The organism is Pseudomonas sp. CCOS 191 (genome assembly GCF_001007005.1).
Classification (GTDB): Bacteria; Pseudomonadota; Gammaproteobacteria; order Pseudomonadales; family Pseudomonadaceae; genus Aquipseudomonas; species Aquipseudomonas soli.
The window spans coordinates 1,148,100-1,162,859 of the sequence record NZ_LN847264.1; the positions used below are offsets into that span (position 1 = coordinate 1,148,100).

11 protein-coding genes are annotated in these 14,760 nt (G+C 67.5%); 3 read left to right on the plus strand and 8 right to left on the minus strand.

Features of this window, described 5'->3' with window-relative positions; genetic code table 11:
• The first annotated feature begins 152 nt into the window (after positions 1-152).
• The gene (purL, locus tag CCOS191_RS05280) at positions 153-4,052 is read left to right on the plus strand and encodes a phosphoribosylformylglycinamidine synthase (RefSeq protein WP_046854337.1); all 3,900 of its coding nucleotides are present in this window, start codon (positions 153-155) and stop codon (positions 4,050-4,052) included.
• 3 nt (positions 4,053-4,055) lie between these two features.
• Complete coding sequence (locus CCOS191_RS05285; protein WP_023632229.1) at positions 4,056-4,367, plus strand: NIF3 1; 312 nt, start codon at positions 4,056-4,058, stop codon at positions 4,365-4,367.
• A 110-nt stretch (positions 4,368-4,477) separates the two neighbouring features.
• Here the strand turns inward: CCOS191_RS05285 and nagE are convergent, their stop codons facing one another.
• From nagE to tatA, 8 genes are all read right to left on the minus strand, one after another.
• Positions 4,478-6,139, minus strand: a complete 1,662-nt coding sequence (gene nagE, locus CCOS191_RS05290; protein WP_046854338.1) for an N-acetylglucosamine-specific PTS transporter subunit IIBC — start codon at positions 6,137-6,139, stop codon at positions 4,478-4,480.
• Between the two features lie 12 nt (positions 6,140-6,151).
• On the minus strand, positions 6,152-8,695 hold the full coding sequence (gene ptsP / locus CCOS191_RS05295) for a phosphoenolpyruvate--protein phosphotransferase (RefSeq protein ID WP_046854339.1): 2,544 nt from the start codon (positions 8,693-8,695) through the stop codon (positions 6,152-6,154).
• A gap of 18 nt (positions 8,696-8,713) precedes the next feature.
• Positions 8,714-9,736 carry an SIS domain-containing protein gene (locus tag CCOS191_RS05300; RefSeq protein ID WP_046854340.1) on the minus strand — a complete coding sequence of 341 codons (1,023 nt, stop codon included), beginning with the start codon at positions 9,734-9,736 and terminating at the stop codon, positions 8,714-8,716.
• Complete coding sequence (gene nagA / locus CCOS191_RS05305) at positions 9,733-10,821, minus strand: N-acetylglucosamine-6-phosphate deacetylase (RefSeq protein ID WP_046854341.1); 1,089 nt, start codon at positions 10,819-10,821, stop codon at positions 9,733-9,735. The genes CCOS191_RS05300 and nagA overlap by 4 nt, the downstream gene beginning before the upstream one ends.
• Before the next feature lie 11 nt (positions 10,822-10,832).
• Positions 10,833-11,564, minus strand: coding sequence for a GntR family transcriptional regulator (locus CCOS191_RS05310; RefSeq protein WP_046854342.1), 732 nt, complete (start codon positions 11,562-11,564; stop codon positions 10,833-10,835).
• Between the two features lie 830 nt (positions 11,565-12,394).
• Positions 12,395-13,129: a twin-arginine translocase subunit TatC gene (gene tatC, locus CCOS191_RS05315; RefSeq protein ID WP_046854343.1), complete on the minus strand. Its 735-nt coding sequence runs from the start codon at positions 13,127-13,129 to the stop codon at positions 12,395-12,397.
• The gene (gene tatB / locus CCOS191_RS05320; protein ID WP_046854344.1) at positions 13,129-13,416 is read right to left on the minus strand and encodes a Sec-independent protein translocase protein TatB; all 288 of its coding nucleotides are present in this window, start codon (positions 13,414-13,416) and stop codon (positions 13,129-13,131) included. The genes tatC and tatB overlap by 1 nt, the downstream gene beginning before the upstream one ends.
• Entirely contained in the window at positions 13,416-13,634 is a 219-nt protein-coding gene (gene tatA, locus CCOS191_RS05325) for a twin-arginine translocase TatA/TatE family subunit (RefSeq protein WP_046854345.1), read from the minus strand. The genes tatB and tatA overlap by 1 nt, the downstream gene beginning before the upstream one ends.
• 136 nt (positions 13,635-13,770) lie before the next feature.
• Here tatA and gspK point away from each other — a divergent pair, with 136 nt between their 5' ends.
• Positions 13,771-14,736 (plus strand): type II secretion system minor pseudopilin GspK, encoded by a 966-nt coding sequence (gene gspK / locus CCOS191_RS05330; RefSeq protein WP_046854346.1) that lies wholly within the window; start codon positions 13,771-13,773, stop codon positions 14,734-14,736.
• Positions 14,737-14,760: the final 24 nt, after the last annotated feature.

The following is a 14,760-nucleotide window of genomic DNA, read 5'->3' on the forward strand; positions in this document are numbered from 1 at the left end:
CTGTGACGGGCGTGGCGCAAGGGGGGATTTTTTGACCCCTGGGTCCGGTTCCACCGCCCGGCAGCATTGGCTTAGAGCGGGTGCCGAAAGCCTGCGAATTAGGCTAGAATGCACGGCCTCTAAGCACACCCCTTCCTGAGGCTGTCCCGACGATGTTGATCCTGCGCGGCGCTCCTGCCCTTTCTGCCTTTCGCCACGGTAAATTACTCGAGCAACTGAGCCAGAAAGTCCCCGCTGTTACTGGTTTGTATGCCGAATTCGCCCACTTCGCCGACGTCGACGGCGAGCTGACCGCCGACCAGCAGCAGGTGCTGGGCCGTCTGCTCAAGTACGGCCCGAGCGTGCCGGTACAGGAGCCGAGCGGCCGCCTGTTCCTGGTCGTGCCGCGCCTGGGCACCATCTCGCCCTGGGCATCCAAGGCCAGCGACATCGCCCACAACTGCGGCCTGCAGTCGATCCAGCGCCTGGAGCGCGGCATCGCCTACTACGTCGCCGGCAACATCAATGACGCCGACGCCCAGGCCATCGCCGCCGAGCTGCACGACCGCATGACCCAGCGCGTGCTGGGCAAGCTGGAAGACGCCGCCGACCTGTTCAGCCACGCCCAGCCCAAGCCGATGACCTCGGTCGACATCCTGGCCGGTGGCCGCGCCGCCCTGGCCCAGGCCAACATCGACCTGGGCCTGGCCCTGGCCGAAGACGAGATCGACTACCTGGTCGCCGCCTTCCAGAACCTTGCGCGCAACCCGAACGACATCGAACTGATGATGTTCGCCCAGGCCAACTCCGAGCACTGCCGCCACAAGATCTTCAACGCCAGCTGGGACATCGACGGCCAGGCGCAAGAGAAGAGCCTGTTCGGCATGATCAAGAACACCTACCAGATGCACAGCGAAGGCGTGCTGTCGGCCTACAAGGACAACGCCTCGGTGATCGTCGGTTCGGTGGCCGGGCGCTTCTTCCCGAACCCTGAGACCCGCCAGTACGGCGCGGTACAGGAGCCGGTGCACATCCTGATGAAGGTCGAGACGCACAACCACCCGACCGCCATCGCCCCGTTCTCCGGCGCCTCCACCGGCTCCGGCGGCGAAATCCGCGACGAAGGCGCCACCGGCCGTGGTGCCAAGCCCAAGGCCGGCCTGACCGGTTTCACCGTCTCCAACCTGCGCATCCCCGGTTTCGAGCAGCCTTGGGAAAAGCCGTACGGCAAGCCCGAGCGCATCGTCGACGCCCTCGACATCATGATCGAAGGCCCGCTGGGCGGCGCCGCGTTCAACAACGAATTCGGTCGCCCGGCCCTGACCGGCTACTTCCGTACCTTCGAGCAGGGCATCAACACCCCGCACGGCGAGGAAGTCCGTGGCTACCACAAGCCGATCATGCTGGCCGGCGGCATGGGCAACATCCGTGAAGACCACGTGCAGAAGGGCGAGATCACCGTCGGCGCCAAGCTGATCGTGCTTGGCGGCCCGGCCATGCTGATCGGCCTGGGTGGCGGCGCCGCTTCGTCGGTTGCCACCGGCGCCAGCTCCGCCGACCTGGACTTCGCCTCGGTGCAGCGCGAGAACCCGGAAATGGAACGCCGTTGCCAGGAGGTCATCGACCGCTGCTGGCAGCTGGGTGACAAGAACCCGATCGCCTTCATCCACGACGTCGGCGCCGGCGGTATCTCCAACGCCTTCCCCGAGCTGGTCAACGACGGTGGCCGCGGTGGCCGCTTCGAACTGCGCAACGTGCCCAACGACGAGCCGGGCATGGCCCCGCACGAGATCTGGTCCAACGAGTCGCAGGAGCGCTACGTGCTGGCGGTCAGCGCCGAGGACTTCGAGCGCTTCCAGGCCATCTGCGAGCGCGAGCGTTGCCCGTTCGCGGTGGTCGGCGAGGCCACCGAAGAGCAGCACCTGACCGTTACCGACAGCCACTTCGACAACACCCCGGTGGACATGCCGCTGGACGTGCTGCTGGGCAAGCCGCCGCGCATGCACCGTTCGGTCACTCGCGAAGCGGAGCTGGGCGATGAGTTCGACCCGAGCACGCTGGACCTGACCGACTCGGTCGAGCGCGTGCTGCGTCACCCGGCCGTGGCCAGCAAGAGCTTCCTGATCACCATCGGCGACCGCACCATCACCGGCCTCGTGGCCCGCGACCAGATGGTCGGCCCGTGGCAGGTTCCGGTGGCCGACTGCGCCGTTACCGCCACCAGCTTCGACGTCTACACCGGCGAAGCCATGGCCATGGGCGAGCGTACCCCGCTGGCCCTGCTCGACGCCCCGGCGTCCGGGCGCATGGCAATTGGCGAAACCCTGACCAACCTGGCCGCCTCGCGCATCGAGAAGCTGTCCGACATCAAATTGTCGGCCAACTGGATGTCCGCCGCCGGCCACCCGGGCGAAGATGCCCGCCTGTACGACACCGTCAAGGCCGTCGGCATGGAGCTGTGCCCGGAGCTGGGCATCACCATTCCGGTGGGTAAAGACTCGATGTCGATGAAGACCCAGTGGAGCGAAGCCGGCGAGCAGAAGAGCGTCACCTCGCCGATGTCGCTGATCATCACCGGCTTCGCCCCGGTCACCGACATCCGCAAGACCCTGACCCCGCAGCTGCGCATGGACAAGGGCGAGACCGACCTGATCCTGATCGACCTGGGCCGTGGCAAGAACCGCATGGGCGCCTCGATCCTGGCGCAGACCCACGGCAAGCTGGCCGCCCAGGCGCCGGACGTCGACGACGCCGAAGACCTCAAGGCGTTCTTCGCCGTCATCCAGGGCCTGAACGAAGACGGCCACCTGCTGGCCTACCACGACCGTTCCGACGGTGGCCTGCTGACCACCGTGCTGGAAATGGCCTTTGCCGGCCACTGTGGCCTGGAGCTGGAACTGGGCAACCTGACCAGCAAACGCGAGAAAGTCGCGGCCATCCTCTTCAACGAAGAGCTGGGCGCGGTGATCCAGGTCCGTCAGGACGCCACGCCGGATGTGCTGGCGCAGTTCAGCGCCGCAGGCCTGGGTGAGGATTGCGTCGCGGTGATCGGCCAGCCGATCAACAACGGTGAAGTGCTGATCAAGTTCGAAGGCGAAGAGCTGTTCAAGGGCGACCGTCGCCTGCTGCAGCGCCAGTGGGCCGAGACCAGCTACCAGGTCCAGCGCCTGCGCGACAACGCCGACTGCGCCGACCAGGAGTTCGACGCGCTGCTCGAGGAAGACAACCCAGGCCTGTCGGTCAAGCTCGGCTACGACGTCAACGAAGACATCGCCGCGCCGTACATCAAGAAAGGCGTGCGCCCGCAAGTGGCGATCCTGCGCGAGCAGGGCGTCAATGGCCAGGTCGAGATGGCCGCGGCCTTCGACCGCGCCGGCTTCGCTGCCGTCGACGTGCACATGAGCGACATCCTGTCTGGTCGTGTCGATTTCGAAGCGTTCAAGGGCCTGGTGGCCTGCGGCGGCTTCTCCTACGGCGACGTGCTCGGTGCCGGTGAGGGCTGGGCCAAGTCTGCACTGTTCAACGCCCGTGCCCGCGATGCCTTCCAGGCCTTCTTCGAGCGTACCGACAGCTTCGCCCTGGGTGTGTGCAACGGTTGCCAGATGATGTCCAACCTACACGAGCTGATCCCGGGCACCGAGTACTGGCCGCACTTCGTGCGCAACCGCTCGGAGCAGTTCGAAGCCCGTGTGGCCATGGTCGAGGTGCAGAAGTCCAACTCGATCTTCCTGCAGGGCATGGCTGGTTCGCGCATGCCGATCGCCATCGCCCACGGTGAAGGCCATGCCGAGTTCGCCAGCGAAGAGGCACTGCTGGAAGCCGACCTGTCCGGTTGCGTGGCCCTGCGCTACGTCGACAACCACGGCAAGGTCACCGAAGCCTACCCGGCCAACCCGAACGGCTCGCCGCGCGGGATCACCGGCCTGACCAGCCGCGACGGCCGCGTGACCATCATGATGCCGCACCCGGAGCGTATGTTCCGCGCCGTGCAGAACTCCTGGCGCCCGGATGAGTGGCAGGAAGACGCAGCCCTGATGCGCATGTTCCGCAACGCGCGGGTCTGGGTGAACTAAGGCGTGTACAAGCTCGCCTTCTTCGTCCCCGACAGCCATGTCGAAGTGGTCAAGGCCGCTGTGTTCGCCGCTGGTGGCGGGCGTATCGGCGACTATGACCACTGCGCCTGGCAGACCCTCGGCCAGGGCCAGTTCCGCCCGTTGCACGGCAGCCAGCCGTACCTCGGGCAGACCGGTCAGGTCGAGGTGGTCGAGGAATGGAAGGTGGAGCTGGTGGTGGCTGATGCGCTGATCGCCCAGGTGGTCGCTGCGCTCAAGCAGAGCCACCCGTATGAAACACCGGCCTATGAGGTCTGGCCGCTGGCTGATTTCTAAGGCAGCATCGAATTACATCGCGGGGCAAGTCGCATCGGCGCACCGCCGCTCTCACGAAGCAAATTCGTGGGAGCGGCGGTGCGCCGATGCGACTTGCCCCGCGATGCTTTTCAGCCTTGCAAGGCGGCGCCCAGCGCAGGCGCCTTGCCACCCACCAGCAGATGCCACACGCCGTCTGCCTGCGGGCTCACTCCCAGGCATCCCAAGGCGGCCAGGTGATCCTGTTCCACCTTGCTCTCATCCCTGACTTGCACCCGCACCCGGCTCGAGGCCACGCACTGCGCTTCCAGCAGATTGTCGCGCCCGCCCAGGGCCTGCAGCCATTCATCCACGACGACCGTCTCGGTGACCACGGCGGCCTTCTCGGCCACCGCTGTCGTCACCCGCGCATGGGGTAGCTCACCACGGATCTCATCGGCCAGCGCATCGGCCATCGGCCCCACCACCACTTGGAGGCTGCCGCCGCTGCCAGGCCGTACCACCGCCATGGCGCCGAGGGCTTTCAAGGCCTGGTCCTGGGCCAGGCCGCGATCGGCCAGTACCAGGCGCAGGCGCGTGGTGCAGGCGTCTACCCCTTGCAGGTTGGCCGCGCCGCCCAGTGCGTCGATATAGCGCCGGGCCCTGGGCACCTCCGCGCCGGCCGCCGCTTCGTTGCCGGGTTGCTCCTCGCGCCCTGGTGTCTTGAGGTCAAAGCGGCGGATACAGAAGTCGAACACGAAGTAGTAGACCACCGCGTACAGCAGGCCTACAGGGAACACCAGCCAACCGTTGCTGGAGCGCCCCCAGCCCAGGGCCATGTCGATGGCGCCGCCGGAGAAGGTGAAGCCCAGGCGGATGCCGAGCAGGTCGCAGACCGCCATGGACACCCCGGTGAGCAGCGCGTGGATCAGGTACAGCAGCGGCGCGAGGAACATGAAGGCGAACTCGATCGGCTCGGTCACCCCGGTCAGCGCCGAGGTCAGCGCCATCGACAGCAGCACGCCACCGATCAGCTTGCGCCGGGCCGGCAGGGCGTGGCGATACATGGCCAGGCACGCAGCAGGCAGGCCGAAGATCATCACCGGGAACATGCCGGCCATGAACTGGCCGGCGTTCGGGTCGCCGGCGAAGAAGCGCGCCAGGTCGCCGGTGACCACCTGGCCGCTGGCCGCCTGGAAGCTGCCGAAGACGAACCACACCAGGTTGTTGAGGATGTGGTGCAGGCCGGTGATGATCAGCAGGCGGTTGAGCACGCCGAAGAAGAACGCGCCGATACTGCCGCTCTCCAGCATCAATTGGCCGAGGCTGTTGATGCCGTCCTGGATCGGCGGCCAGGCCAGGCCGAACAGCAGCCCGAGGAACACCGCCGACACCCCGGTGGCAATCGGCACGAAGCGCCGGCCGCCGAAGAACGCCAGGTAGTCCGGCAGCTGGATGTCCTTGAAGCGGTTGTACAGGCCACCGCCGAGCAGACCGCAGATGATCCCGGCGAGCATGCCCATGTCGATCTTCGGGTCGATCACCTTTAGCGTCGCCACCAGCACCAGATAGCCGATGGCCCCGGCCAGCCCGGCGGTGCCGTTGTTGTCGCGGGCGAAGCCCACGGCGATGCCGACGGCGAAGATCAGTGCCAGGTTGGCGAAGATCGCTTGCCCTGCGTCATGCACCAGGGCGATGTCGAGCAGGTCGGTGTCGCCCAGGCGCAGCAGCAGGCCGGCGATGGGCAGGATGGCGATGGGCAGCATCAAGGCGCGGCCGAGCCGTTGCAGGCCCTGGATGAAGTGCTGGTACATGGTGCGCTCCGATTATTGTTGTAGGGCCGCGGCGGCGGCTGGTTGGGCGTGGGACTGGGCGGTGAAGTCGCGGCAGGCCTGGCGTACCGCGGCGGCGCTGGACAAGCCCAGCAGGCCCTGGCTGAAGCGGCGGCAGGCGGCGGCGTCGAGCTGGCGCACCTGCGCCTTGATCTCGCCGATCTGCGGCGCGCTGACCGACAGCTCGGCCACCCCCAGCCCGACCAGCACCGGCGTGGCCAGCGGGTCGGAGGCCAGCGCACCGCACACGCCAACCCAGCGCCCGTGCTTCGCCGCGCCCTGGCAGGTCAGCTCGATCAGGCGCAGCAAGGCGGGGTGCAAGGCATCCACCCGTGCAGCCAGCCCGGCGTGGTCGCGGTCCATGGCCAGGGTGTACTGGGACAGGTCGTTGGTGCCGATGGAGAAGAAATCGGCATGTTCGGCCAGGCGCTCGGCGAGCAGCGCCGCGGCCGGCACCTCGATCATCACCCCCAGCTCGGCGCGTTGCCCGATGCCCAGCTCGCCGGCCAGCCGGTCCAGGCGCTGGCGGATGGCGATCAGTTCGTCGACTTCGGTCACCATCGGCAGCATGATCCGGCAACGCTGTTGCGGGCTGACTTGCAGCAGCGCGCGCAACTGCTGGTCGAGCAGTTCCGGGCGCACCTGGCCCAGGCGGATGCCGCGCAGGCCCAGCACCGGGTTGGCCTCGGCCGGCAGGGGCAAGTAGTCGAGCTGCTTGTCGCCGCCTACATCGATGGTACGGATGATCACCGGGCGTTCGGCCATGGCATCAAGCACGGCCTGGTAGGCGCTGCGCTGCTCGGTCTCGTCCGGCGCGGTGGGGCGGTCGATGAACAGGAACTCGCTGCGCAGCAGGCCGATGCCGTCAGCACCTTGTGCCAAGGCCTCGGCGGCTTCCTCGGCACTGGCGACGTTGGCGGCGACCTCGATCACTTGGCCATCGCGGGTGCGGGCGCTCTGTTGGGCGGCGGCCTGCTGGCGTTGGCGGGTTTCACGGCGCTGCTGCACATGCTGGCGCACCTCGGCCAGGCGCTGCGCATCAGCCTCGGTTTCCAGGCGGCCCTGGTCGGCGTCCAGCACCAGCGGCGTGCCGGCGGGCAGCTCCAGCAGCGCTTCGCCCACGGCCACCAGGCACGGCAGGCCGCGGGCGCGGGCAAGGATGGCGACGTGCGAGGTGGCGCCGCCTGCGGCCATGCACAGCCCGGCGACCTCGTGGCGGGCCAGTAGCAGCAGGTCGGAGGGCGTCAGTTCATGGGCGACGACAATGGCCGAGGGCGGCAGGCGCAGTTGCCGGGTTTCACCAAGCAAGGCCCGCAGAACACGCTGTTGCAGGTCGTACAGGTCGTTGGCGCGCTCGGCCAGCAATGGGTTGCCCAGGCTGCGCAGGATCTGGCACTGGGCATCGATGGAACGGCTCCAGGCATGGCTGGCGGCGACGCCGTTGGCGATATGCTGGCGGGCGTCGCCGAGCAGGGCCGGATCGTCGAGCAAGGCCAGGTGGGCCTCGAGGATCGCGGCCGCGTCCTCCTGGCCGCGCGGCAGGTGGCGCCAGTCGCGGTCGATGGCATGACGCACTTCGGCCAAGGCCGTGTTCAACGCCTGGTGCTGTGCGGCAGGGTCGTTGTCGCCGTTGTCGGGCGGCAGGCTGACCCCGTCCAGCCGGGCCAGCGGCCCTTGGGCCAGGCCGGGGGCGGCGCAGACACCGGTAAGCATGCCGGGCCCGGCAGCGGGCTTGGGCATGGCGGTACTGGTCGGCGCGTGCGCGGCATGGCGCTCACCGACCGAGGCCGTCTGCACGGCGGCGATCAACGCCAGCAGCGCGGCCTGGCTGTCCGGCCCGGTGCAGATCAGTTCGACTTCGGCGCCTTCGCCAACGCCCAGGCCCATGACCGCCACCAGGCTGTCGAGGTCGGCCTCGCGCTCGGCGAAGCGCAGCACGGCATGGCTCTGGAAACCTTGCGCAGTCTGGCGCAGCAAGGCGGCGGGGCGGGCATGCAGGCCGCCGTGATGAGCGACCCGGGCGTGACCGCGCGCGCTTTCATCGCTGACCGGCCGGGCATGCGCTTCGCGACCCGTGGCCTCGACCTCCAGCAGCGCCGCGCCCAGCTGCGCATTGCCTGCCTCCAGTCGCCTCAGGCCAAAGCCTGGGCCATTGCTGATCAGCATCACGGTGACCAGGCTGACACAGTGCCGCGCCACGAGGTCCATGTCGAAGCGCACCAGCGGTTGGCCTTGGCTGACCTGGTCGCCCAGCGCCACCAATGGCGAGAAGCCACGGCCCTGCAGTTGCACGGTGTCGACACCGATATGCAGGAGGATTTCCGCGCCGTTGGCCGCGCGCAGGGTCAGCGCGTGGCCGGTGCGGGCCAGTTGCACCACCTCGCCGGCACACGGGGCGTGCAGCACATCGTTGAGTGGGTCGATGGCGACGCCGTCACCGAGGGTGGCGCTGCTGAACACCGGGTCCGGTACCTGCTCCAGCGGCACCAGCGGCCCGGCGAGCGGGGCATGGAGGATGATCTTGTTATTGTCGGGCATGCGCTGTTCCTCGCGGCTTCACTGCGTGCAGGTCACTTTGCTCAGGTGGCGCGGCTGGTCGGGGTCGAGGCCACGGGCCTCGGCCAGGGCCGCGGCCATGACGTAGAAGCTCTGGATCGCCAACAGCGGGTCCAGGGCCGGGTGTTCGGCGCAGCTCAGGGTGAGGTCGCGCCCGGCGATATCGGCGGGCGCCGCCAGCAGCACATGGGCGCCGCGCTGGCGCATGTCGGCGGCCAGTTGCAGCAGGCCGGCCTGCTCGACACCGCGCGGGGCGAACACCAGCAGCGGGTACTGGGCGTCGATCAGCGCCATGGGGCCGTGGCGCACCTCGGCGCTGCTGAAGGCCTCGGCCTGGATCACCGAGGTTTCCTTGAGCTTGAGGGCCGCTTCCTGGGCGATGGCAAAGCCGGCGCCACGGCCGATCACCATCAGCCGTTCGGCATCGCGCAAGGTGTCGAGGGCCGGGCTCCAGTCCTGGGCGGCGGCCTCGCGCAATTGCGCGGGCAGGGCAAGGCCGGCTGTCAGCAGGGCGCGGTCCTGGCCCCAATGGGCGACCAGGCGGGCGCTGGCGCTCAGGGTGGCGACGAAGCTCTTGGTCGCCGCCACCGACAGCTCGGGGCCGGCGCCCAGCGGCAAGTGGTGCTGGCAGGCCTGCTCCAGCGGCGAGCCCTCGGCATTGACCAGCGACACGGTGGTCGCGCCGCACTGGTTCAGGCGACGCAGGCTGTCGACCAGGTCCGGGCTCTGGCCCGACTGCGAGAAGCCCAGCGCCACCTGGCCGCGTACCCGCAACGGCGCCTGTTGCAAGGTCACCACCGACATCGGCAGCGAGGCCACCGGCAGGCCGAGTTGCTGCATGGCGACATAGGCGAAGTAACTGGCGGCGTGGTCCGAGCTTCCCCGGGCCACGGTCAGTGCCACCTGTGGGTCGAGGCGGCGCAGTTGTTCGCACAGGGTTTCCAGGCGCGGGTCCAGCGCCTGGTTCTGTCGTTCGACGACATCGGCGCAGCTGCGGGCTTCTTCGAGCATCCTTGAACTCATGCGGTTTCTCCTTCGACCATCACGGCGGTCAGGTTCAGTTGGCGATCGAGCAGCACCGCGTCGGCCCAGGCGCCCGGTTGCAGGCGGCCACGGTCGGCGATGCCGAGGTAATCGGCGGGGTAGCGGGACAGGCGCGCGGAGGCCTCGGCCAGGGGCAGGCCGATCTTCACCAGGTTGCGCAGGGCCTGGTCCATGGTCAGGGTACTGCCGGCCAGGGTGCCGTCGGGCAGGCGCACGCCGCCCAGGCACTTGGTCACGGTGTGGCTGCCCAGGCGGTATTCGCCATCGGGCATGCCGGCGGCGGCGGTGGAGTCGGTGACGCAGTACAGGCACGGGATCGCGCGCAGGGCCACCTTGATCGCTCCGGGGTGCACATGCAGCAGGTCGGGGATCAGCTCGGCGTAGCGGGCATGGGCCAGGGCCGCGCCGACGATGCCAGGCTCGCGGTGGTGCAGCGGGCTCATGGCGTTGTACAGGTGGGTGAAGCTGCTGGCGCCGGCGTCCAGGGCCGCCACGCCTTCCTCGTAGCTGCCCAGGGTGTGGCCGATCTGCAGGCGGATGCCGCGCTGGCTCAAGGCCTGGATCAGCGGCAGGTGCCCGGCGATTTCCGGGGCGATGGTGATGACCTTGATCGGTGCCAGGGCCAGGTACTCCTCGACTTCGTCGAGCAGCGCCTGGTGGGCGAAGTTCGGCTGCGCGCCGAGCTTGCCGGGGTTGATATACGGGCCTTCCAGATGCACGCCGAGAATGCGCGCGCCCTGGCGCGGCTGTTTGAGGTGCGCGCCCAGTTCGCCCAGCACGCGGGCCAGTTCCTCGCGTGGCGCGGTCATGGTGGTGGCCAGCAACGAAGTGGTGCCGAAGCGCCGATGGGTGCGGGCGATGGTGGCGAAGGCCTCACCGCCCTGCATGATGTCGCTGCCGCCGCCGCCGTGCACATGCAGGTCGATGAAACCGGGCAACAGGTAGGGCAGGTCGTTGGCCTGCGGGTCGCACGGCGTGCCCTCGATGGCCTGTATGCGGCCGTTTTCGAGGTGCAGTTGTCCGCGCACCCAGCCGTCGGGGGTGAGGATGTTGGCGATGTCCATGGGGGCTCCGGTCAGCGTCGCAGTTCGGCGACGAAGTCGTAGTAGTCGTTGCGGCAGTAGGTGTCGGTCAGCTCGATGGCGGTGTTGTCGTCGAGGTAGCCGATCCGGGTCATCAGCAGCATGGCGGTGCCGGGGGCGATGCCCACCTGGGCGGCCAGTTCGTCGCTGGCGTTGATCGCGCGGATATGTTGCAGGGCGCGGACCACCGGGCGGCCGAGTTGGTCGAGGTGCTGGTACAGCGAATCGCCGATGGCCTGCGGGTCGCCGAGCAGGCGGGCGGGCAGGGTGCTGACCTCCACCGCCATGACGATGTCGTCGGCCTTGCGCAGGCGCTTGAGGTGGGCCACCTGGTCTGTGGGCGACAGGCCGAGGCGGATCAGTTCGTCGCTGCTCGGCGTGCCGATGCTGCGCTCCAGCCACTGCGAGCTGGGCACGAAGCCTTTCATGCGCAGCATTTCGCTGAAGCTCGACAGGCGTGACAGGGGTTGTTCGAGGCGTGGCGTGATGAAGGTGCCGGAGCCCTGGATGCGCTGGATCAGGCCTTGTTCGAGCAGGACTTCCAGGGCCTTGCGCGCGGTGACCCGGGAGATGTCCAGGGTTTCGCTGAGGGTGCGCTCCGAGGGCAGGGCCTGGTCGGCGGTCCACTGGCCGGCATGGATGGCCTGCTCCAGGTTGCGTGCCAGCTGCAGGTAGAGCGGGGTGGCGCTGGTTTCGTCGGGGCGCAGGGCGGTTAGAGGACGCATGGGCGGTGTCCGATATTGTTGTGGGATGAAAATTAATACCACTTTAATACCAGGTCAATACCACTGGTCTGGATTGGTGTGTCGATGGAGATGTATGTCGATAGATATTTGGCGCCTATGAGATCGAGCGCCGCCCGCGCAGCGCATCGCGGATGAATCCGCTCCTACATTTGTTGCAACGTGCCGAACCTGTCAGGCCATGGTTGCCAGCCTTGGCGCAAGGCTTGAGACAGGTGGGGCGGCAGCAATGCCCGCCGAAACATCGCGTCCAGCGCACAAGGCTTACAACCATGGCCTATCAGGCGTGGCCACGTTGCAACAAATGTAGGAGCGGATTCATCCGCGATGCGCCGCGCGGGCGGCGCTCGGTCTCACAGGCGCAGCCCTCCTATCGATGAACGCCCCGTCCCCCCAATCTCCTGTCGGACATTTCCGAACTTGAAACCAAATGCTTCAGCCAGAAAAGCTTGAGAACTATCCTACGTGCTTGCCGGAAGCTGCTGCGTTGTCGGGGAAAGACCCCAGGGATAACTTCACCGGGTCGCCAGATATGGTGACCAGGATGTGAGAGTCCTGGAGTACAAGTTTTTCGGCAGTCCCTTCATGGCAGCCGTGCATGGGCAGACTTCGGTCTGACCGGGTTTCTTGTGCCCCGGATTCTCACCCCGTTCATGGCTGCCACCTTAATCGGGCGTGAGAGTCCGTATAACGAAGATCGCTGCTCTGCCATGGCAGCCGTAGGCGGGCAGGCCTTGCCTGATCGGTTTTCTTCGTGACCGGTTCTCACTCCGTGTACGGCTGCCACCCGACCAAGTAATGGCTCCTGCCTTTTACTCCGTCCGCCGCACCAACCCACACGCCAGCAACCCCACCTCGAACAGCACCCACATCGGCACCGCCAGCATGGTCTGGGAAAACACATCCGGCGGCGTCAGGATCATCCCCACCACGAAGCAGCCGACGATCACATAAGGCCGGCTGCGCCGCAGCGTGGCCACGTCGGTCAGCCCCGCCCAGACCACGATGAAGGTCGCCACCGGGATCTCGAAGGCCAGGCCGAACGCCAAAAACAGCGCCAGGATGAAGTCCAGGTACAGGCCGATGTCGGTCATCATCGCCACCCCGTCCGGGGTCACGCTGGCGAAGAAACCGAACATCATCGGGAACACCAGGAAGAACGCGAACGCCATGCCGCCATAGAACAGCACGATGCTCGACACCAGCAGGGGCAGGGCGATGCGCCGTTCGCGGCGGTACAGTCCCGGGGCGATGAAGCCCCAGGCCTGGTGCAGCAGCAGCGGCATGGCGACGAACAGCGCGCACATCGCCGTCAGCTTGAACGGCGCAAGAAACGGCGAGGTGACGCTGGTGGCGATCATGCTGGCGCCTTCTGGGAGGTAACGGCGCAGCGGTTCGGAGATGTGCGTGTACAGCGTCTGGGCAAAGGGGAACAGCCCGCAGAACACCAGCGCGATCACCAGCAGGCAGCGCACCAGGCGCTTGCGCAGGTCGCGCAGATGATCGGTCAGCGGCATGCGCGCCGCCTGGTCGAGAGCGAGGGACATCAAGCGCTCTCCTTGGCATGGGCGACTGGTGTCGGGTCATTGGCCGGCGTCGCGTCGAGCTGGATGCCTTGGCGCAGCTCCTGCTCCAGGCGCTGCAACGGCGCGGCATCCAGGGCGGGCATGTCGATCTCCCGTTCCACCTGCGCCTTCAACGCATTCAGTGCCCGACGGGCCTGGCCCAGCCCACGGCCCAGGGTCCGCGCCGCCACCGGCAGGCGCTCGGGGCCGAGCACCAGCAGGGCGACAATGCCCACCAACAGCAGTTCGGTGAAGCCGATCTCGAACATCAGGCCTGACGATCCGTTTGTGTCTGTTGCACCGGCTGATTGTTCAGCACTTGCGGCTGCTGCTCGACAGTGTTGTCGGCAGTGCCGCCCATGGACTTGCGAAAGCCCTGGATCGCCTCGCCCACATCACCGCCCAGCCCCTTGAGACGCTTGGTGCCGAACAGCAGGAAGACGATCAACAGCACGATCACCAATTGCCAGATTCCGATGCCACCCATGTAAGACCACTCCTGTCAGGTCAAAGAAAAAGGAAGGCCAATCCTGCCCTGCGCAGATGACGGGCACATGACTGCCATCTGCCTGCAACAACCGGCGTGTTGACTGGCGCTTTTCAGCGGCCAATGGAAGACAGGGATGGGGCGCAGGCGACAACGGGGCGCGGCACTGCTGATGGTGCTGGTGGTGCTGGCGATGCTGGCGGCGGGGCTGGCCTGGCTGGTGGAGGATGGCCGGCGCCAGGTGGACGCGGTGCGCCTGTTGCACCAGCGGGTGCAGGTACGGGCCATGGAGCAGGCGGGGCTGGCCTACGCCTCCCAGGCCCTGCGTGATCCGGCCTGGCGCGCCAGTCCGCTGTTCTGGCAGGCCCTGCGTGGGCAGCCGCTGGCCTACGACTTTGGTGCCGGCAAGGCGCAGTTGCGGGTGATCGACCAGCACAGCTGCTTCAACGTCAACGCCCTGCTGGGGGAGGATGGCCCACGGGCCGAGCGCCAGTTGCGCCAGCTGTTGGGCGATGACATGGCTGCCGAACGGCTGGTCGATGCCCTGGCCGACTGGCTGGATGCCGACAGCGATGCCCGTCTGCAGGGCGCCGAGAGCGCCCAGTACCTGCGCCAGCAGCCACCGCGGCTGGCGGCCAACCAGCCCATGCTCGACACCAGTGAACTGAACCTGCTGCTGGAGCCGGACAGTGCTCGGCAAGGCCGCTATCGAATGCTCTGCGCGCTGCCGTCGACCAGCGGCTGGCGGCTCAATGCCAATGCCCTGGGGTTGGAGCACCTGCCGTTGCTGGAGGCGATGTACGAAGGACGGTTCTCCCGTTCGATGCTCAGCCGCGTGATCAGTGGCCGCCCGGCGGCCGGGTATGTCGATGCCGCGGCCTTGCGCCAGGCGCTGGGGGCGGTGGATGACGAGACCTTCGCCCGGCTAAGCGAAGGGTTGCTGCTCAACAGCAGCCATTTCGTCCTGCAACTGTCGTTCGAGGAAGAGGGGCGCACGCTGCGCAGCCAGTTCCAGATCGAGGCGCTGGGCGTGGTGCAATGGCACGCGCGGGTGCCGGCGCAGCAGGTGCGGGTCAGGGGCAGGGAGGCGGTGGCCTGGTAGAACAAAATCGCGGGACAAGCCGCA